We start from the raw sequence: 19,379 nt of genomic DNA on the forward strand, positions 1-19,379 counted from the left end.
GCCGCCCGCCGCCCGGCCCCGGCCGCCGTCCTCCCGTGTGGGGGCGGCCGTCGCGGCCGGGCGGCGGCCGTCCCCGTCCGCCACGCCCGGGATGTTCGTGAGAATCGCCACGTCAAGGCCCCGGAGGCGCGCCTTGCTGCGCATGAGGAGGACAGTTCTGGCAACTTGGCTGATATGAGTACGGCAACGCACAGATCCCCTTTGACCGACTGGACCGTCCTGGTCCCCGTGGTGGCACTCATCGCGCTCGTCTTCAGCTGGGGACGCGATCTGCCCTCGTACGCGGTGATCCTGGTGTCCCTCTGCCTCGCGGGCGCGGTGCTGGCGGCGGTCCACCACGCCGAGGTCGTCGCCCACCGGGTCGGGGAACCCTTCGGCTCGATCGTCCTCGCCGTGGCGGTCACCGTCATCGAAGTGGCGCTCATCGTCACCCTGATGGCCGACGGCGGACCCAAGACCGCGTCCCTCGCCCGGGACACCGTCTTCGCGGCCGTCATGATCACCTGCAACGGCATCGTCGGCATGTCGCTGCTCGTCGGCGCGCTGCGCAACCGCGTCGCGGTCTTCAACGCCGAAGGGTCCGGCGCGGCCCTGGCCACCGTCGCGACCCTCGCCGTCCTCAGCCTGGTCCTGCCGACCTTCACCACCAGCAAGCCCGGACCCGAGTTCTCCACCGCCCAGCTGACCTTCGCCGCCGTCGCCTCGCTCGCCCTCTACGGCCTGTTCATCGCCGTCCAGACGGTCCGTCACCGGGACTACTTCCTGCCCGTGGACACCAAGCGCATCCGCAAGGAGGCGGCGCAGGCCGCCGCGGCGGCCGCCGCGGGCGAGGACGACGAACACGCCGAGCCGCCCACCTCGCGCGCCGCGCTCATCAGCCTCGGCCTGCTGCTCGTCGCCCTCGTCGCGGTCGTCGGCAACGCCAAGGCCGTCTCCCCGACCATCGAGAAGGGGGTCGCCGACGCCGGGCTGCCCAACGCCGTCGTCGGTGTGATCATCGCCCTCCTGGTGCTGCTGCCGGAGACCCTGGCCGCCGTCCGCGCCGCCCGCCGCGACCGCGTCCAGACCAGCCTCAACCTGGCGTACGGATCGGCCATCGCCAGCATCGGCCTGACCATCCCCGCCATCGCGCTGGCCTCCGTGTGGCTCTCCGGCCCGCTGCTCCTCGGCCTCGGCCCGATCCACATGGTGCTGCTCGCCCTCACCGTCGTCGTCAGCGCCCTGACCATCGTCCCCGGCCGCGCCACCCTGCTCCAGGGCGGCGTCCACCTCGTCCTGTTCGCGGGCTTCCTGTTCCTCGCGGTCAGCCCCTAGGCCGTCTCTTTCGGATCTTGCCGGGCCCGCGACGCCTGGCACCGTGCCTGGCCGCACTGCCGAGGCGACCACGTACGTCCAGTACGCGAGCGCCCCGGCAGCACGCCCAGGCACGGCACCAGACGCCGCGGGCTCGGCCGACAAGATCCGAAAGAGACGGCCTAGCCGACCGTGCCCCGGCCCGGCGCGGGCACAGTCCCCGCGCCGGGCCGGCCACCTCGTCAGCGGAGCTCGCGCGGCCCCACCACCTTCAGCCGCGGCGAGGCCAGGATGTCCCGCTCGCAGAAGCGCGAGGTCACCCACCGCTCCTGCGAGAACAGCCGGGTCTGGTCCGCGGAGTACGCCGACCGCGAGTTCGAGGACTGGCCGTACGTCAGCAGGGTGCGCGCCACCGGGCAGCCCCCGCCGTTCCAGCCGACCGCCTGGATGTGGCCGGAGCCGTGCACGACCTCCGGATAGCCGCCGGCCGCCGCGTTCCACGGCGCCTCGATCTTGTTCCACACGCCGAACGCCTCCGTACCGCCGCCCACCGGCAGCCGCTCCCCGCCGCGGACCACGAACTGGTGCTCGCCGAGCGGTGCGTCCAGCGCGATCCCCGCCGCCCGGAGCTCGGCGACCGCGTCGGCGAGGGCGCGGCCGATCCCGGGCGCCGCCCGGTCCAGGGTGTGGGGCGTGCGCGCGGGGTCGGCCGCCGAGAACGGCACCAGCCACAGGTCCTTCGCGGCCGTCGCCGCCGTCAGCTTCCGCCAGAACCGGTCGAAGAGCAGCGCGCCCCGGCTGGAGCCGTCCGCCGTACGGTCCCAGCCGGCCAGCACCGCACAGGCCGCCGACACGTCCACCGGGGCACCGTCGCCGCCCGTCGCCGTGCCACCGGGCAGCGCCGCGCACGCGGCCGCGGCGTCGGCCGCCGCCGGGTCGCCCGCCGGTACCCGGTTCGCGAGCTGCTGGGACTGGAGGTCGGCCACGGTCAGCCGGCCCCGGGCGGCCATCGCCGACGCGTCCTCGATCGCGCCCCGGGTGCGCAGCGCGCGGGGCGGCGACATTGCCCCGGACGCGCTCGTAGCCGGTCAGCGGCCGCTCCGGGTTGGCCAGCCAGGCGCTGTCGTTGGAGTTGGCGAAGGGTCTGCCGCACGATGCATGGCAGGTGGGAAGGATGTCGCTGTGCCCAGGCCTTGTCCCCAGGAGCTCCGCGAGGACGTCGTGCGGGTCGCGAGGAACCGCGGTCCGGGCGTCACGGTCGAGCAGGTGGCCGCCGACTTCGGCGTCCACGCGATGATGTTGTGGAAGTGGATGCGCCGCGCGGACATCGACGACGGCGTGAAGCCCGGGACGACCAGCCAGGAGAGCGCGGAACTGAGGGAAGCGCGTCGGCGGATCAAGCTGCTGGAGCAGGAGAACGAGGTCCTGCGGCGGGCGGCGGCCTATCTGTCGCAGGCGAACCTGCCGGGAAAAGGATCTACCCGCGCGTGAAGGATCTGGCCGGCGACGGGGTGCCCGTTACGGTCGCGTGCCGGGTGCTGAAGCTCGCCAGGCAGCCCTCCTACCGCTGGCTCGACGAGCCGGTGACCGCAGCCGAGGTCGAGAAGGCCCACCGCGCGCAGGCGCTGTTCGCCGCGCACCGCGACGACCCGGAGTTCGGCTACCGCTTCCTGGCCGACGAGGCCCGCGACACGGGTGTCGGCATGGCTGACCGCACCGCCTGGCGGATCTGCCGGGACAACCAGTGGTGGAGCGTGTTCGGCAAGAAACGTGGCCGGGCCAAGAAGGCGGGCCCGCCGGTCCACGACGACCTGGTGAACCGCGTCTTCACCGCGACCGACCCGGACCGCCTGTGGCTCACCGACATCGCCGAACACGCCACCGGCGAGGGCAAGCTGTATCTCTGCGCGGTCAAGGACGCCTTCAGCAAACGCGCTTGGCAGCGAACGCCCCGGACAACGCCGTCGCCCGGCGACAGAGCGTCGCCGGATGCATCCTGCACAGCGACAGGGAATCGCAATTTCGCTCCCGGAAACTCGTCCGGGCCCTCGGCCGCCACCAGATGGCCGGCTCGATAGGAAGAGTCGGGGTGGCCTGCGACAGCGCGGCCATGGAGTTCTTCCCGGCCGCCTGACCCCCGTCGAATACGAGACCGTCATGACCACGTCGGCTCTTCAGGTCGCGTGACCGAACCTGTCACCCAACGCCGCATCAGACCCGGACGACCCCGCAGGGGTTGATCGAAACACAGCTCCCGGTGGATCGCGAGCCGTAAGAGTGCCCCGTCGAGACCGTGCTCGCGTGGACCGGTCCGGGCGTGCTTGCCGGACGCGACGATGAGCAGATCGGCCTACTGCTCACCGGCCACGCCAGCACGGTCGCCTCCGACGTCCGGCCGCGCCGATCAGCTGCCGAGGGGCAGTGGGCCCGGGCGCTCGCCTACGTCGTCCTGCGTGGGGTGGAAGGCCGGCTGTCCGCGACGCCGGAGAGCACCGTGCGCTGAGTTCGGAGCCGCGCCCGTCTCGTCCGCTTCCTCTACCAGGTGACGGGCAGTTCCGTCGGCCGGGTGAACAGGTAGGTGTCCGGTTCCCAGGCGATGTCCTCGTGTTTGGCGGCCAGGGTCAGGTCCGGCAGATGCGTGAAGAGGGTCGAGAGTGCCGTCTGGAGGTACAGGCGGGCGATGTTGACGCCGAGGCAGAAGTGGGGGCCGGTGCCGAAGGTGATGGCCGGGTCCTCTCGTGTGCCGCGGTCGAGGCGGAATCGCTCCGGTTGTTTGTAGTGTTCCGGGTCCCAGGTCGCGGCGACCCAGGGGGTGACGACGGCGTCGCCGGCCCGGATGCGTACCCCGTGCAGCTCGGTGTCGGCCAGTGCGACGCGGGGCATGGAGGTCATGCCGTTGTGGTGCAGGCGCAGGAGTTCGGCCACTGCGGTGGGCCACAGCCCGGGGTCACGCCGTATGCGGGCGAGCTGGTCGCCGTGCCGCAGCAGGGTGTAGACACCGGTGGTGACCGGGCCGGTGACCGGTTCCGCGGAGGTGACGAACAGGTACATCACCGTGGCGTGCAGGTGCTCCGAGGTGATGGTCCCGTCGTGGTGGGCGCGGATCAGTGCTTCGACCGGGTCGCGCGGTTCGCGTTCGACTTCGTAGTCGGCGCTCTTGGCTTCGATGACTTCGGTGGCGAAGTCGAGCATCCACCGGGTGGAGGTGTCGATCTTGGCGGCCGGTGTCGTGTAGTCGACCTGCGAGCGCAGCCGGGGCACGATCTTGCGGCGTTGGCGTGGTGCCACGCGCATCAGGTCGCAGGCGAGGGTCGCGGCGAGCGGATGTGCGTAGGCGCGGTGCAGGTCCGCGGGGTTGGGGCCGTCGCGCAGTGCCGTCGCCAGGTCGGAGGCGGCCAGGGAGATGGCGGGTTCGAGGGCCTTCGCGGCGGCCGGGCTGAAGAACGGCTGGACCACGCGACGTACGGTGGTGTGCTCGGGCGGGTCGAGGTTGAAGATGCCGCCGGGCACGCTGTTGAAATCGTCTCCGGCGATGCGCTGCCCGCCGGGGCAGGTGAGGTCGCGGGAGAAGTTGCGGCTGGATCCGATCGCGGTGATGTCGGTGCGGCGGGTCACCAGCCAGGCACGGTGGCCGGAGGGGAAGGTCACCTGCGCCACCGGCCGTTCGCGCCGCAGGAGGTCGAACATCTCGGGCGGCAGGCCGTGCCCGCGGGTGGGGAAGGAGTCGGGCCAGGTCAGTTCATCGGGAATCGTCGTCGCCACGGTCGTTCCTCTCATCGGTGAGCACGGACAGGGCGTGGCCAGCCCCTACGGCGAGCCCGGGTATCCGGCCGGCGGCCACCACGTCGTAGACGGGCACCCTGCGGTGGTAGACGAACAGGGCGCTGGGTCGCGCGAGCATTCCGGCCGCGTCCAGCAGCAGCGGGGCCTCGGCGAAGATGTAGCGGGTATTGATCTCGATCTGAGCCGGAGAGGGCTCCGAGTCGGTGGAGGTGGCCAGGGCCGTGCGGGTCATCGCGTGCACCGCCTCGCGCATCGGCGCCTGCGTGCGATAGGCGTTCTCGATGCGGGCCCGGCTCTTCTGGTAGCGCGGGTGGGAGGCGAAACGGGTCATCACGTGGACCCGCTCGTCCGTGTCGGGTACGCCGCAGTCGGCCAGGGTCCGACGTGCGACGTTGCGCATGGTGTGGATGACGCGCTTGGAGCGCTGGACCGCGTGCCGCGGCGTCTTGCCGGCGGATATGTAGCGCAGCGCCGATTCGGGGGCCCCGGGGAGGACCACGTGCACGTCGGAGAAGGATGCGGCGGCGCTCTGGCACAGGTCGGTCACGGTCTGCGTGGAGTAGAAGGAGTTGAACGGCGACAGGCCCAGCACCAGGGTGCCGTACCGCTCGGCCAGGCGAGGGTCATGGAGATCCAACCCCTCCACCCGGAATCCGCTGGCCCCTGGGGTGTCCGGTGCCGCGTCCCCCGGGGGATCGTCCACGCCGGCGAGGGGCGGTGCGCTGTTACGAACTCGGCTCATGGCAGATGCCTTCCTTCTCTGATGGGGTGGGGCGGGGTGGAACAGAGAATCCGCTCGTGGGAAGCGGCTCACTCCTGCGGGGCTACGGCGGTTCCCTCCGACGGACGGGCACGGCCGTCGGATACCGCCTCAGGGCCGGCGTGCGCGTCGATGATCAGCGCGTGAGGGCAGTCGAGGTAGTTCGCCCAGAACGCCTCTCCATACCGTGCGCGGCCCTCTTCGGACACGGTCGGGCGGATCCACGAGACGCGGTCGAATCCGGCCGTCTCGAAGGCCCGCTCGTGCGCTGCCACGGACCAGCGGAAGAAGTCCAGGTCCAGCACCTCCTGCCCGACCCACGCCCGCAGGTGCCCCGGCGTGCCCTCTGCCGGTGACCGCTGCGAGCTCAGGAGCATGCCGTAGCCCCGGTACCACTGCGGATCCGTGGAGAACCCCGGGTTCAGGACCGCGGCCACGAACCGCCCGCCCGTCGCACGCAGCGCCCGACGCGCTGTCGCACAGAACCCCCCCAGCACCTCCAGGCTGGACGCGTAGGGCAGCACGTACACGGCCGTGACCACGTCGAACGAACCGGCGATGTTCGCCAGCTCTCCCGCGGCGGGATCGGCGGCGTTCGCCGCCAGGTACTCCACACCCAGCCCCTCGTGCTCCTCGCGCCGCCGGGCGTGCTCCACCATCGCGGCCGACTCGTCCATCCCGACCACCCGCGCCGCGCCTTCCCGGCGCAGTCGGCGCGCGTACAGCCCGCTGCCGCACCCCAGATCGAGCACGCTGCGCCCGGTGACGTCACCGACCGTGTTCAGGAAACTCCATGCTTCGACGTGCTCCCGGAAGGGCATCTCCTCCATGCTGTGCTCGTACGCCGACACCACGGTGTCGAATTGGGACTCCACAGCTACCTCCTGATGAGTAATCCGATTCAGCCGCCCCGAGCGACGGGGCACTGCGCCCCGGCCCGAGCCCCGGCACTTTCACACCCGTCCGGTGCCAGACCCGCACACGGTTGAGGAGCGAACCCGCAGGCTCCCCGGTCCGCCCGGCAAAGGGCGGCGCGGAGCCCTGTCCGGCCCGTCTCGGCGGGGCCGGCGGGCTGAGGCGCGCGGGCGGGTGCCGGACCGTACCCCCGCGAACCCACCCGCAGTGGCTGATTGCCTGTGTCCATCCTTGTGACCGCGAAGCGGCCCGCGAAAGCTGTGCACGGGAGTTGAACCGTGCACGTGTTGAACGCTTGCGTCCTCGTGAAAGACCGGGCGTCGATCGTCCACTTCCCGTCGGCATCGGAGGTGGCGGTCGTCCTCGAACCGTCCACGCCACCCTTACGGCCGTCGTCCCGGTCGTCTCCTCCACCGTCGGAACCTCGGCCCGCTCGGTGATCCGGCCGGGCTCGCGGGCGGCCGATACGGTGAACGCTGCCGGTCTCCCCATCGGCTGCGGAGCAGCCGCCCGCTGACGGGCGGTGGCTGCGTGCCCCGTGCGATGAGCCGGTTCGACGTCGACCCGCAACAGACCACGCGACGCAGGACAGCGTCGGTGCCACTCGGTTCGAAACGCGCCGCGAAGGTGACCGTAAGCGGGTCCGGATGAGCTCGCCCCCGGGTTGAGGTGCGGGTGCCGCGCCGAGGGACGTCGTTGTGCTGGGTGCCTGAGTGCGAGTGGCCCAAGCGGAACGGTTTCCCCGGTGAATCACCGATGGGGTCGGCACGTGGATGACGTGACGGCTATTGTCGAAGGCATATTCAGTCCCTCATGGATGATCCCCAAGCGTTTTCGGTCCTCGGGCTCCCGTGGCACCCTCAGGTGCCTCTCTCGGCCGCGCCGCCGGAGAAGGAGACCAAGGCCTCGGCCGCCTGTCGGCCGGTTCACACGTCAGAGGTGTTGCCGGACGGATGCGGTGATGGAGCGGCGCCCTCGGGTGCCCAGTTCGGAGACCACCTCGTCGGTCCGGACTCGTTCCCGGGGCGAGCCGGTGCCGGAGAGGAGTCCCCGGCAGGGTGAAGAGGTGACACGGGCGGTGGGCCGAGCGGCCGGGCCGTGCCACACACCCCGGTCGAAGGCGTCCGCGCTCGTGTGATCTCGTGAGGACAGGAGAACGAGGCAGCGTCAACCGTCGGGCCGGGCTGGAGGCCCAGAGCCTTGGACGGTCTCCAGCCGCTGCCTCGGCACCTCCGCTGTAAAGGACGCCGGACCTCGTGGCCGTCAGTGCGGGGCGGGGTTCCCGGCCATGGACGGGCCAGTCTGTCGGTGCCGCTCCGGTTCCGGAGGCGGTACGCGCGTGCGGCCGGGAACAGGCCGGTCGGCATGTCACTCACGCGGGCTGGAGGCACGGTCGCGTCAATCCTTCTCGCCGCGTTCCCCCCGGAGCCGGGCGGGGACTGGGGACTGGAGGGGAAGGTGCTGGCTGCGGCGCGATCGCGTGGCACCGTCGTTCAGGGGTTGGCCGGCCGGTTGCGCACAGGGCGGGTGGAAGAAACCGCGAGCGCCGCGCGGGCGCGCTCCAGGGTGGCGGCGGCCTGGGGGTGACGATGGTGGATCCGCAGGCCCCGGCGCAGCGAGACGAGGGCCTGGCGGGCCCGGACCGAGTGCAGATAGGGGTACAGGTCGAGGAAGGTACTCCAGTGCTGGCAGGCGGCCTCCAGGTGGCCGATGCCGAGTTCCGTGTCGGCGAGAGCGGCCAGTGTGAGCGCGGAGGTTCTGCGCTGGTCCGGGGTGCGTTCGAGCAGGGATATCTCCCAGCCGTGGATTGCCTCATGCGTCCGGCCGAGGACGAGGAGGGTCCGTGCGGCCTGGTAGTGGAGTCCTGCAGACGTGTACATGGTGAAGGGGCCTGGCGGACCGGTGGCCAGGGCGTGCTGTGCCTGTGCCGCTTCGAGATCGGCCCGAGCCGCCCGGTCCTGTCGGTGGTGGGCCCGGGCAAGGGCACGCTGGTTGAGGAGGAAGGCCTGGGTGGCGGGCTCCATGTCCGGCCCGGCGGCGTTCATCGCCTCCTCCACGAGACGCAGGGCCTGCGCCCGGAATCCGAGGCGCAGGGCCTGGACGCTCATCGCGCGCAGGGTAATCGAGTAGACGTCTCGGTCGCCCGCGTCATGGGCCAGAGCGAGGGCGGCGTGGAAGTAGTGCTGGGACAAGCTCGCGTATCCGGCGTCCGCTGTCATGACGGCCAGCACGTGGACGAGTTGCGCCGTCCCTGAGAGCAGTTGGCGGCGCACCGCCGACGGGGCCTGCCGCGACAGCACCCGGCCGACGTCGTCAGCGAGGTAGAGGGCCAGTGCGGAGCGGGCATGGGCCCCGCCGTGCCGGTCGGCCAGGCCGGCAAACAGCACGGACATCTCCTCCAGCGTCCGCACCTCGGCCCGCTCGGTGATCCGGGCGGGACCGCGGGCTGCCGGTACCGTGAACGAAGCCGGTCTCCAGACCGGTTGCGGAGCAACCGCCTGCTGATAGGCGGCGGCTGCGAGCCCCGCGTGATGAGCCGGATCGACATCGGCCCGCAGCAGAGCCACGAGACGCAGAACGGCGTCGGCGTCACCCGGTTCGATACGCGTGAAGGGGACCGCAGCCGGTCTCTCCAGCCCGGTTTCCCCGGCAGTGACCGGGCGCCCAGTCCGGTTGCTGAACGCTGCCGCGACCAGGTCGGGAACCGGAGAGCGCGGCCGAGAACCGGAAAGCCAATGAGCGACCGACGTGCGGTCATAACGCAACGTCACACCCTGTTTCCCGGCGAGAGTGTTGACCGCACGGGCCAGCTCGGCCGCACTCCAGCCGGACTCGGCGAGCAGCGCGCTCAAAGACTGGTTGGGGTGGTCCCGCGCCATGGCGTCATTCCCAGAAGCTGTCCATGAACAGATGAAGAAACATGCTATGGAAAAGAATCCCACGATAAGGGCGTGGAAGTCACCCCGTCTGCAGGCGACGAGCATGCTCGGGGGGACGGCCTGGACGCTGCGGTGCAGAAGGCGTTCACGGGCCCGGCACCCAAGAGTCCGGGCGCGCTCGTAAGGGCCCTGGCCAAGCAGCTCGGAGAACATCAAGCGGCGGCCGCCCGGGCCGTCCGTCGGGCCGGGCGGTGGTGCTGCGCCCGCCGGGCCGCGCTGGGACCGGGTGGTGCTGCGGCCGTCCCGAATCCGCCGGGGTCGCGAGGATGGTGCGCCGCAGGCCCGTGTTCCGGTCGCCGGTCGCCGGCGTCGGGACTGTGGCGGGCGCCCGGGCCGTCCGCGCCTTGTCTCGTCGTCGCGGACAGGACTGCCCGGCCGGCCCGGGCTGCCGCGGTGCTGCCCGTCGTTGCCAGCGCCGCGCGTTACCCGCGTCCCGCCCGCCCTCCCGCCACCTGCGCTCGGCCGCTCGGGCTGGTATCCAGTGGTGCTGGTGGCTGCCCGCGCCCGCTGCCGCTGCTGCCGGGCCCTGCCGCGTGTTGCCCTGCAGGGGTGCGCCGGCAGCGGGCGCGGGCACCGGGCGCGGTGTCCTCGCCGTGCCGTCTTGACGTCGACTTCTACCCCGACTGCTACCACCCAGTTACCTTGCGGGGATGGCAAACGTGAGGAAGCAGACCCAGCTGAGGCTGGAACCCGAGGTCCTCGAAGCCGAGGAAGATGCGGCCGCGGCCCGCGGTCTGGACTTCACGGCCGCGATGATCCGGTCGGCGTCCATCGCGGGATCCAGCAGCGCGAGGACGGCCGGGGAGGACCCGAGGGCGGCCAGGCGGCGGCGGATGCCGAGGGGGAGTCCGGCCTACATGTTCGCCAACGGCCGGCGCCCCGATTCCCAGCCCTGCACCGTGGTCAGGTCCACGGCCAGGTCCACGGCGAGGAGCTCGGCGAGCGCCTGCTGGGTGGCCGGGACCGACGTCCGGGCAGCGCGCAGCACGAAGCCGCTGATGAGACCGGCGCGTAAGGGCCGGTGCGGAGGTGCCCCGAGCCGCTCCTCCCGGTCTACGACCTGCCCGCGCGGCTGGCCGAGCAGGGGATCGGTGATCCCGCGTCCTACGTCCTGGAGAACGGGCTCCATGCGGAGGTACTGCCGGAGTCCCGGGCCTACTTCGAGACCCTGGAGATACCGGACGAGCTGCTCGCCGGCATCGAGGAGCTGTGCTTCGACGCAGGGGCGGACGTCTTTCGGCACTGCGCCCCAGCCTGGGACGGCGAGGACGACCTGTTCGACGTCCGTTCCCTCGACGACCTCGACCTGCTGCCCAACCTGAGGGAGGTCACTTTCGCGGAGGACGGCGTCCTGGCGGTGCCGGACGCGACGGAAGTCTTCGCCACGCGAGGCATCGACACGGACTGAGTTCGGTACCGACGCCGGCCGAGCCCTTCGCCGGCGTTGTTCTTGAAGCTGATCCGTCCGGGCGTCACCGTGATCCACGCAGGTTCGAAGGTGACCTTGTTGACGGAGCCGCCTGAGCAGTTTGCCAAGAAGGCTCGGCTCGCCGGCGAAGAAAGGTACGCGGACATCAGATCCCCTGTCTGTCGAGTACGACGACCCGTCGACAGCTCCCAGTCCTGACGCATCGGCGCGCAGCGGCCAGGACCTGACGTCGGCGGCAAAACTCCACCGCCCCGAGCGGACCGCAGCCGCGCCGGCACCCGCCCGGTGATCTTTCCGCGAACCTCAGCGGAGCCCCCCCCCAGCCTGTGGGAACTGTGTGTAGTCCCGGCCCCGCAGTACGATTGCCCTGGTCGAGCGTGGCCCGCTCGGCGGGCTCCGGCTCGGTGGTGCGGAGGTAGTCGTACAGGGTTCGAGCGACCTCAGCCCCCCGGATGCGGAGCATCACGCGGGGTGGCCGGTGGTGACTGTGCCAAGACCTGACGTTGCCGTGGGAACACGTCAGACGCGCGCTGCAGATAACCGTGACAACTGGAGTGAGGTCGTGCAGTGATGCGGATCGGCGAGCTGGCCAAGGCCGCGGGAGTCAGCTCCCGCGCGCTGCGCTACTACGAAGAGCAACGACTGATCATCCCGGACCGCAGCCCAAGCGGCCAGAGGCACTACTCCCAGGAGTCGATCGATCGCGTTCGCTGGATCCAGGCCCTCTACGCCGCCGGCCTGAGCAGCACAACAATCGCCGACCTGTTCCCCGGCACGGTCACCGGCTTGACGGCTGCCTCCGTAGTCGACCGTCTCACAGACGTACGCAGGCGCATCGATGCCCAGGTCAGCGACCTCCTGGCCACCCGCGACCGCCTCGATGCACTGATCGACACCGCCATCGCCCCCCACGAGGGTTGCCGTCCTCCGGCTACACCTACGCGGTGATGGTCCCCGGGCGCACCGCCCCACGATTTGCCCTTGACGTCGACGTCAGGTTTTAGCGTCGGGAGACATCGGCAGGCGGCGGCGCGTCCCTCGCGTCCCCGCCCGTGTGACCTATCCCAGGAGATGGCCATGAGTGAAGCATTCGGTTTCCGTGAATTCGGCGGCCCCGAGACCCACGTGTTCTTCGACCGGCCGGACCCGGTCCCCGGACCGGCCGAAGTCCTGATCCGGGTGACGGCTGCCGGCGTGAACCCTTCGGACTACAAGCTGCGCGCCGGCATGGCACCGGCCCTGTATGAAGGGCGCCCCTTCCCGCAGGTGCTCGGAGGAGAAGCGGCAGGTGTGGTGCTGGACGTGGGAGCCGACGTCGAGGGACTGGCCGTCGGCGACAGCGTGTTCGGGTCCGCGCTCACCGGCGCCGGAACCTACGCAGATACCACGGTCCTGCACGGCAGTTACACCGCGCGCAAGCCCGAAGGACTCCGCGACGACTGGGCGGCGGCCATCCCCGTTGCAGTGACCACCGCCCTGGACGCGGTCGACCAGCTCGATCTGCCCCGCGGGGCGACGGTACTGATCAGCGGGGTCGGAGGAGGCGTCGGACTGGTGACCGCGCAGGTCGCCCGCGACCGGGGACTGCGTGTCATCGGCACCGGCAGCACAGCCAAGCGAAACGCTGCCGAAGCACTCGGCGTGACCTTCGTCGACTACACCAGCGGAGATGTTCCCGCCCAGATGCGCACCCTCGTGCCCGGCGGCGTCGACGGTGTGGTGGACCTCGTCGGCGGACCGTCCCTGCGCACGCTTGCCCCGCTGGCCACTCATCGAGAAAAAGTCGTGTCTGCGGCCGACCCGACGGTCGCCGACCTCGGTGGTGCGATGGTGATCCGCCGTGCAGACCGCGCCGATCTGGAACGCGCGGCCGATCTCCTGGTGGAGGGGCGTATCGACCCCCACATCACTTCCTACCCGTTCGCCCAGGCAGCCGAAGCACTCGCCCTGGTGGAGGGCGGGCACGCCCTCGGCAAGGTCGTGATCGACATGACAACAGCTGCCGCTTGATCCCGGTGTGGCTGGTGTCGGGCCTGCCGTCGTCATGGCGGGTGCTGTGACGGGCATCGGTGACCTGGCCATGCGGATGCCGACGCGCTGCCTCCGGGGCGGCAGGAGACGGGCATGGAGCCCGCGCCCGATCAGCCCGACGCGACCGTCATCGGCGGGAGCGGTGATGACGGCGGCGGCCTGGACGACCTCGTTGCGGGTGGTCTGGAGGGCGATGGTGAAACGGCAGTGGTCCGGATCGGTGCGAGGTGGCGACTCGGCGGTCTCGACCATCACGGTGCGCAGGGTCCGGTAGAGGGAGAGCAGGGCCCGCATCCCGTGTTCGACGCCTGCCGGGTCGCCCGAGCGGCACCGGCCGCCCGAGGGCCCGTCCGTACGAAGATCGACACTTCGCGCGAGAGCTTCCAGCGGGCTGGGTGCGCGCGGCCCGGACTGCGGCCGTGTGGTCCGCCTCGGGTGGGTGGCGTCGGTCGCGACGGTGGAGGTGGGTGCGTGAAGGCGAGCGGGTGGCCGCCCGCTACGCCGTGGGGTCAGGCGATGACGGTCACGTTCCCGGCCTGGGGGTCCTTGGGGCCCGGCGTGACCTCGAACTCGACCTTCTGGTTCTCCTCCAGCGAGCGGGAGCCGGACTGGATCGCGGAGAAGTGGACGAACACGTCCGGGCCCCGCGATCTGTCCCTGGTGCCACCCGTTCGGCCCCGGGCGGCCGCCTGGTCAGACGTTCCCGCCGATTGGGCCGGGAGGCGGTGGACGGCGGCCGCCTCCAGGACCTCGCACCGCTGCCCTCAGCCGGCCCGAAAGCCGGCTGAGGGCAGCGCACGACACCGGTCTGACTTCGCCGGGGTCGGGGCTCAGGGGCAGGTGGCCAGCAGGATGGAGATGACGGTGCAGGTCGCGGACGCGGTGTCGTTGGCCGGGTTGGGGTCGGCGGGGGCCGAAGCGGTGCGTGTCCCGGTCACGGTGACGTGGCCCAGGGAGAGCAGGTGCAGCGGGACCTGGAAGGTCTTGTTCACGCTGGTCGCGTTGGCGATGGGGCCGTAGGTGCAGGTGACGGTGGTGGACGCCACCGTGCATCCGGCGGACAGGCCGGTTGCGGTCGCGCCGGCGGGCAGGGTCGCGGTGAGGGTGGCCGAGGTGACGGCGCTGGGGCCGGTGTTGTGGGCGGTCAGGGTGTAGGTGAGGTAGGGGACGAGGATGCCCAGGTGCGGCTGCGCGGTCAGGTTGACGTCGATGTCCGCGGCCGGCGGCGGCAGGTAGGTGTACTGGTCGGCGGCCGTGACCGGGCTGGTGCCGCCGGGCGTGGTGACCCGGACGTCGACGGTTCCGGCGGCGTGCGCCGGAGTCGAGACGGTGCAGGAAGTCGCTGTGCATGTCACGCCGGTGGCGGGGACGCCGCCGAAGTCGACCGTCGAACCCGTCAGGTCGGTGCCGGTGATCGTCACCAGGTCGCCGCCCGCGACGGGGCCGCTGTTCGGGGTGACGGAGGTGACGGTGGGGGTGTTCTGGGTGAAGACGAACACGACCAGGCCGTCACCTGCGTTCGCGCCGTCGGTCAGAGTGATGTTGGTACCGGTGGCCAGGCTGGATCCGCCTCCTCCGCCGCCTCCTCCGCCGCCGGTGTTGCCGTTGCGTCCGCCCGCTCCGCCTCGTCCGCCGCCGCCGTAGCCGGCGCCGCCCCGGCCGCCCGCGCCCGTCGTGACGGGGACGGACTGGGTGACGCCTCCGCCAAGACCGTTGGGGAACGCACCAGGCGAGCCGCTGACGCCTGTGTTCGTCGCGCCGACGCCCCCGGTACCTGCGGCTCCGCCGCCGGTCGCTGTGCCCGGGCTGCCGCCGGTCCCGCCCTGGGCGTCGGGCACCACACCGTTGCCGTCGCCGCCCGCGCTGCCGCTGTCACCGCCGGGCGAGCCCGGGAAAGCCGGGCTGCCGACGCCCGGTCCGCCGGCGCCGCCGCCGGATCCGGCGGTCAGCAGCGGGGCGTTGGTGTTGGTGGTCACCGCGACCAGGCCGCCGCCGGTGCCCGGGATGCCGATCGTCGGGTTGGCCGGACTGGTGACGCCGTGCACGCCGACAGCGACGTTGTAGCTCTGGCCGGGGGCGACGGGGATGGTCGCCACCAGGTGCGCGCCCTTTCCGCCGGGGGTGCCGTCGGCGGCGGGGCCGCCCCCTGCCCCGTCGAGGGTGACGGTGGCGCTGGAGACGTTGTCGGGGACGGTGATGCTGCCGGTGCCGCCGGCCGCGCAGGTGATGGTGGTGGTGGGGCCCACCACGACGGGGACGCCACAGACTCCGGCGGCGAAGGCCGGGGTGGCGACACTGACCAGGCCGGCGGTCAGCAGCGCGCCGGTGCCGGTCAGGGCCGCCAGGCGGTGGCGCATCGGCTTGACGCGTGGGCGGGGAGGAGCGGCTGGTGCCATGGGGCGTCACGACCTTCCGGGTGGACGCGCCGCCGTGGTCGGGGCCCGGACGGGCCCCTGGGTCCCCACCGGCGCGATCGTACCGATCTCGGCGGGACCACGGCGTCGTTGACGTGACGCGGGGCGACCCTGCGTGTCCACGCTGGCACGCCACGCACGCCGTATGTGCCTGAACCGGTGAACCGGCCAGACGCCGCGGCGCATTGGCCGCGAAACGCCGTCGATCCGCGAACGGCCCTACCGGCCAGCGGGGGCGCTGCCCGCCCGCTGGAGCGCTTGCCCGATTCTGGACAGTGATGAGGTGATGACAAAACGTGATTATCAGAGGAGGCTTGCACCCGCCCGGCCTAAGCCGGCCGTCTTCGACAGGAGCCTCATGAAGATCACGTCTTCGTCCGTCGGCACCATCACCACCGCCCAGCCCACCCCGCAGATGACCATGGCCAAAGGCACCGACAGCCGCATCCTGATCGCCACCAACACCAACGGCCTGATCTACACCGGCTGGATCACCGCCGACAGCACGAAGACCTCCAACACCTACGTCAGCGCGCAGGCCAAGACCGCCGGCACGCCCGTCGCCGCCGCGGCGGCCGACGGCCGGATGGCGGTGTTCTACCGGGACCCGGGAAACCAGCTGATGTACCTGCGGGAGAAGGCCGACCACACCGGCTGGGAGAAGCCCGCCTGGGTGGCCGGGGCACTGCTGCTCGGCGACCCGGCGGTCGGCCGCATCGCCGACGGCCGGATCGAGCTCTACCTCACCGGAACCGACGGCGTGCTCTACCACACGTGGGCCACCGCCCCGGGCGCCGAGGGCTGGCCACCCGCCCAGAAGATCGGCGGCGGCAACGTCCGCGCGCTGGCGACGGCGTCCACCGCCGACGGCCTGCAGGCCTTCCTCCACGTCAACGGTGCCGCCCAGCTCTGGATGATCCAGCAGACCCCGCCCAGCGGAACCTGGTCGGCGTTCACCAACCCCGCCAACAACATCACCGGCCCGCTGGCCGTCGCCCCCGCCAGGAACTTCCCCCTGATCGGAATGTTCCCCGCCCCGGACGGCACCCTGCTCAGCGTCCAGCAGAACACCGCCGGAACCTGGAGCGGCCCGGCCCCGCTGCCGTTCGGCCAGCCGGCCCCCAACGCCTACCCCTCGGTGCGGCCGGTCCTGCTGCCCGGACCGACCCAGCGCCAGCTGATCGCCGTTGTCGCCGGCGCCGGACAACAGTGGATCCTGGAAGAGCCCGCCACCGGCTCCGGCCCCTGGACCGTCCTGCAGCACACCCCCAAGGACGCCGCCGGAAAAGTCCTCGGCCAGGCGGCCACCCTCGACGGCACCACCCTGACCGTCGCCACCAGCTACGCCTCCGGCCTGCAGTACGACACGTACACCTGCACCGCCTGACCACCCCCATGCCTCACGGAGGACTGTGACGCTCCGCCGCCATCGGAGACCGCGTACCGGGGGAGGGCCGTGCGGACCGCGCGGCCCTCTCCCGCGTCCCCGGGGGACCGCCCACCGTCGGGATCCCTACTCCGGAACGGCAAAGACAACTGCGCGTCCCCGCCGTCGCGGCCCGCGTACGGGACGAGTTCGCGGACGTCCGCGCAACACCAGCCGGACGGGTGGGGGAACTCGCCGCGCTCTGCAAACCGCTCCAGTCCGTCGCCCGCGGCGAATACGCCGACACCGCGGAACCTCTCATGAATCGAGCCGAAGCCCTTGCCGGCCGCCGGCCACCCGTACCACCCCGGCGCTGACAGGCACGCCGTGGTCGTGCGGGGCGACCGGCCTCACACGGCGGCGTGCCCGGACGTCCTTCGAGGCCCTGAGGGGGTGTCGATTCAGCCATCGGCGGCAAGTCGCTGATCAAGGTGGAGGTTTGGCGTCACCATCAGGAGCCGACAGATGACGGATCGTGCAAGGGAGGAGGATCGTGGGTGAACTGGTGAACGTCCCCGACCGGTATCGAGGTCACGGTCGGCTCCGGCGCCGCGAAGCGATGTCGGAAACGATCGGGTCGTAACCTGCCGCGACGGATACGGTTCGCACCGTAATGACGCTCCAACCGGTTCCGGGCCGGGGCGCCGTACCGCAGGGCCCCCGGTACCCGGGCCGCCTACGCCCCGACGGTCGTCTTCCGAGGGCGGGGCCGCAGTCGTGCGGGGGATTCGGTGAGGCTGAGCCAGCCGGAGGTGGAGCCGTCGGGGGCGTAGCCGTCGCCGAAGCAGCGCGGGGCGAGGTAGCGGTACGCCTGGGTGCCGCCGATGAGGTGGTCCACTCCACCGGGACGGTGCGCCACGCCATGCGCACCACCGACCGCTGCGCGCACCCGGGCCCGCCAGGATCGGGCGAGACCTCCCATCACACACCCCCTGACCGCGACCTGATCGCCAGCCCAGCGCAGCGCTGGCAAGGGAAAGCGTCCGGGTGACGGATCTGGCCGGAATGGTCTCCAGCCCGGCGAAACCATGGTCAGGGAGTCGGCCGGCGGTGCGCACACCGATGCGTCCGCCGCGCTGAGAGCGGGGTCGTCCATGGAGCTTCCTCCCGCACCCGCCTTCCGCACCCCACGTGCCATCTGCCCGTACCGGACTCAACGCGCGAGGGCCGTCCGGATGGGCTGGAATGGGATGGTTCAGGCGAGTCGGAACGAGGATGGCGCCATGCCCTGGCAGTGCGCCCTGCTCCGTCCCTCAGCCCTCGGCGCCCGGCCACGCCGGCCAGGGGCCGTATCGAGGAGGCCATCATGGCCACGCATCGCACTCCCGTGGTGTTCATCCACGGCCTGTGGCTCCATTCGACCAGTTGGCAGGGCTGGGCGGACACGTTCCGCGACGCCGGTTACGAACCGGTCCTGCCCGAATGGCCCGGCGTCCCGGCAACCGTGGCGGAGGCCCGCGGCAGGCCCGAGGGCCAGGGCGGTGTGGGCCTCGCGGAGATCTCGCAAGCCCACGCCGACGTCATCCGGAGCCTCGATGCCCCGCCCGTGCTCGTCGGACACTCCGTCGGCGGTTTCATCGCGCAGCACCTGCTCGGCCAAGGGCTGGCCGCGGCGGCCGTCGCGATATGCCCGGGCCAGATCAAGGGCGTCAAGGCCGTGGGGCCAGCCCAGGCGAAGTCGACGTTCGCCTTCCTGCGCAACCCCGCGAACACCAAGAAGGCCGTCTCCCTGGACCAGGCACAGTTCCGGTACGCCTTCGCCAACGCCGTACCGGAGGAGGAGTCGGCCGAGCTCTTCGAACGCTGGACCATCCCCAGCCCGGCTCGGCCGCTGTTCCAGCTGGCCCTGGGCAACTTCACCCCGCACTCCGCAGCCGAGGTCGACACCGGCAACCAGTCGCGCGGACCGCTGCTTCTCATGTCCGGCAAGCTCGACCACACCGTCCCCGATGTGCTGACCCGCGCCACCTACAAGCAGTACCGGCACTCCAGTGCCGTCACCGAGTACCAGTGCTTCAAGGACCGGGGCCACTCCCTGATCGTGGATCACGGCTGGCCCGACCTTGCGGAGGCATCCCTCGGCTGGCTCCGCAGAACAGCCCCCATGGCCGCAGCCGGTTGACGGTGACCGCCTCTCCCTCTTTGCAGGGCGGCGTCCTCCTGGCGTCGCCTGTCCTTCCCGCACCTACCACCCGTGCCCGGAGGCTACCGGTCTGTTCAGGTGTGCGCGGTCTCGCGTGCGCTCCGGCCCGGTGCCGTACCGAGTCAGGACCGGTCGACGTCGAGCTCAACCAGAACCTCCCGGCCTCCGGCGGGTCCCGCAGGGCCTTGCGCCGCTCCTCCGGTTCACCTGCCCCCTTCGCCGTGCGTGCCGTCACGTGGGCGCGGC

General features: G+C 71.5%; 16 protein-coding genes and 2 pseudogenes. 9 read left to right on the forward strand and 9 right to left on the reverse strand.

Annotated elements, in window-relative coordinates; genetic code table 11:
- Positions 1-174 precede the first annotated feature (174 nt).
- Positions 175-1,314 (forward strand): calcium:cation antiporter, encoded by a 1,140-nt coding sequence (locus CP968_RS29710; RefSeq protein ID WP_150520922.1) that lies wholly within the window; start codon positions 175-177, stop codon positions 1,312-1,314.
- A 221-nt stretch (positions 1,315-1,535) separates the two neighbouring features.
- Here the strand turns inward: CP968_RS29710 and CP968_RS29715 are convergent.
- A pseudogene (locus tag CP968_RS29715) lies at positions 1,536-2,436 on the reverse strand (penicillin acylase family protein); the annotation flags it as partial.
- Positions 2,437-2,475: 39 nt separating this feature from the next.
- Between CP968_RS29715 and CP968_RS34435 the strand changes: the two are divergent.
- The 3 genes from CP968_RS34435 (at position 2,476) to CP968_RS29730 (ending at position 3,796) form a co-directional block, all read left to right on the forward strand.
- On the forward strand, positions 2,476-2,784 hold the full coding sequence (locus tag CP968_RS34435; RefSeq protein WP_208836025.1) for a transposase: 309 nt from the start codon (positions 2,476-2,478) through the stop codon (positions 2,782-2,784).
- Positions 2,781-3,371: a hypothetical protein gene (locus CP968_RS34440; protein WP_189828929.1), complete on the forward strand. Its 591-nt coding sequence runs from the start codon at positions 2,781-2,783 to the stop codon at positions 3,369-3,371. The genes CP968_RS34435 and CP968_RS34440 overlap by 4 nt, the downstream gene beginning before the upstream one ends.
- A gap of 215 nt (positions 3,372-3,586) precedes the next feature.
- A complete protein-coding gene (locus CP968_RS29730) occupies positions 3,587-3,796 on the forward strand; it encodes a hypothetical protein (RefSeq protein WP_150520923.1) in 210 nt (69 codons plus the stop codon).
- 32 nt (positions 3,797-3,828) lie between these two features.
- Here CP968_RS29730 and CP968_RS29735 read toward each other — a convergent pair whose 3' ends face one another.
- The 5 genes from CP968_RS29735 to CP968_RS35420 form a co-directional block, all read right to left on the reverse strand.
- Positions 3,829-5,055, reverse strand: a complete 1,227-nt coding sequence (locus CP968_RS29735; RefSeq protein WP_150520924.1) for a cytochrome P450 — start codon at positions 5,053-5,055, stop codon at positions 3,829-3,831.
- On the reverse strand, positions 5,033-5,818 hold the full coding sequence (locus CP968_RS29740; protein WP_150520925.1) for a tRNA-dependent cyclodipeptide synthase: 786 nt from the start codon (positions 5,816-5,818) through the stop codon (positions 5,033-5,035). Before CP968_RS29740 ends, CP968_RS29735 begins: the two co-directional genes overlap by 23 nt.
- A 68-nt stretch (positions 5,819-5,886) precedes the next feature.
- Positions 5,887-6,711, reverse strand: coding sequence for a class I SAM-dependent methyltransferase (locus CP968_RS29745; RefSeq protein ID WP_167536871.1), 825 nt, complete (start codon positions 6,709-6,711; stop codon positions 5,887-5,889).
- A 1,533-nt stretch (positions 6,712-8,244) separates the two neighbouring features.
- Positions 8,245-9,630, reverse strand: a complete 1,386-nt coding sequence (locus tag CP968_RS29750) for an NsdA family TPR-like regulatory protein (protein WP_150520927.1) — start codon at positions 9,628-9,630, stop codon at positions 8,245-8,247.
- Positions 9,631-10,543: 913 nt separating this feature from the next.
- The gene (locus CP968_RS35420) at positions 10,544-10,678 is read right to left on the reverse strand and encodes a helix-turn-helix domain-containing protein (RefSeq protein WP_268253279.1); all 135 of its coding nucleotides are present in this window, start codon (positions 10,676-10,678) and stop codon (positions 10,544-10,546) included.
- A 33-nt stretch (positions 10,679-10,711) separates the two neighbouring features.
- On the opposite strand from CP968_RS35420, the gene CP968_RS29760 reads away from it, so the two are divergent.
- The 3 genes from CP968_RS29760 (at position 10,712) to CP968_RS29770 (ending at position 13,129) form a co-directional block, all read left to right on the forward strand.
- Positions 10,712-11,098 carry a DUF6892 domain-containing protein gene (locus tag CP968_RS29760; protein ID WP_150520929.1) on the forward strand — a complete coding sequence of 129 codons (387 nt, stop codon included), beginning with the start codon at positions 10,712-10,714 and terminating at the stop codon, positions 11,096-11,098.
- Between the two features lie 591 nt (positions 11,099-11,689).
- Positions 11,690-12,067 (forward strand): MerR family transcriptional regulator, encoded by a 378-nt coding sequence (locus CP968_RS29765; RefSeq protein WP_150520930.1) that lies wholly within the window; start codon positions 11,690-11,692, stop codon positions 12,065-12,067.
- 129 nt (positions 12,068-12,196) lie between these two features.
- Positions 12,197-13,129, forward strand: coding sequence for an NADP-dependent oxidoreductase (locus CP968_RS29770; RefSeq protein WP_150520931.1), 933 nt, complete (start codon positions 12,197-12,199; stop codon positions 13,127-13,129).
- 530 nt (positions 13,130-13,659) lie between these two features.
- On the opposite strand, the pseudogene CP968_RS35085 reads toward CP968_RS29770, so the two are convergent.
- Together CP968_RS35085 and CP968_RS35425 are read right to left on the reverse strand one after the other, a co-directional pair.
- Positions 13,660-13,794, reverse strand: a pseudogene (locus CP968_RS35085) (cold-shock protein); the annotation flags it as partial.
- Between the two features lie 186 nt (positions 13,795-13,980).
- On the reverse strand, positions 13,981-15,507 hold the full coding sequence (locus tag CP968_RS35425; protein WP_280116706.1) for an IPT/TIG domain-containing protein: 1,527 nt from the start codon (positions 15,505-15,507) through the stop codon (positions 13,981-13,983).
- A 415-nt stretch (positions 15,508-15,922) separates the two neighbouring features.
- Between CP968_RS35425 and CP968_RS29790 the strand changes: the two genes are divergently transcribed.
- Complete coding sequence (locus tag CP968_RS29790; RefSeq protein WP_150520933.1) at positions 15,923-16,951, forward strand: DUF8189 domain-containing protein; 1,029 nt, start codon at positions 15,923-15,925, stop codon at positions 16,949-16,951.
- 715 nt (positions 16,952-17,666) lie between these two features.
- Here CP968_RS29790 and CP968_RS29795 read toward each other — a convergent pair.
- Positions 17,667-17,849, reverse strand: a complete 183-nt coding sequence (locus CP968_RS29795; RefSeq protein ID WP_150520934.1) for a hypothetical protein — start codon at positions 17,847-17,849, stop codon at positions 17,667-17,669.
- Positions 17,850-18,296: 447 nt separating this feature from the next.
- Between CP968_RS29795 and CP968_RS29800 the strand changes: the two genes are divergently transcribed.
- On the forward strand, positions 18,297-19,112 hold the full coding sequence (locus CP968_RS29800; protein WP_150520935.1) for an alpha/beta hydrolase: 816 nt from the start codon (positions 18,297-18,299) through the stop codon (positions 19,110-19,112).
- Positions 19,113-19,379: the final 267 nt, after the last annotated feature.

Origin of the sequence: Streptomyces subrutilus (assembly GCF_008704535.1) — a bacterium.
GTDB lineage: Bacteria > Actinomycetota > Actinomycetes > Streptomycetales > Streptomycetaceae > Streptomyces > Streptomyces subrutilus.

Coding starts and splice junctions, on each gene's coding strand:
- CP968_RS29765 (WP_150520930.1), top strand. CDS start 11,690: ATGCGGATCGGCGAGCTGGCCAAGGCCGCGGGAGTCAGCTCCCGCGCG.
- CP968_RS29800 (WP_150520935.1), top strand. CDS start 18,297: ATGGCCACGCATCGCACTCCCGTGGTGTTCATCCACGGCCTGTGGCTC.
- CP968_RS35425 (WP_280116706.1), bottom strand. CDS start 15,507: ATGCGCCACCGCCTGGCGGCCCTGACCGGCACCGGCGCGCTGCTGACC.
- CP968_RS29740 (WP_150520925.1), bottom strand. CDS start 5,818: ATGAGCCGAGTTCGTAACAGCGCACCGCCCCTCGCCGGCGTGGACGAT.
- CP968_RS29770 (WP_150520931.1), top strand. CDS start 12,197: ATGAGTGAAGCATTCGGTTTCCGTGAATTCGGCGGCCCCGAGACCCAC.
- CP968_RS29710 (WP_150520922.1), top strand. CDS start 175: ATGAGTACGGCAACGCACAGATCCCCTTTGACCGACTGGACCGTCCTG.
- CP968_RS29750 (WP_150520927.1), bottom strand. CDS start 9,630: ATGGCGCGGGACCACCCCAACCAGTCTTTGAGCGCGCTGCTCGCCGAG.
- CP968_RS29790 (WP_150520933.1), top strand. CDS start 15,923: ATGAAGATCACGTCTTCGTCCGTCGGCACCATCACCACCGCCCAGCCC.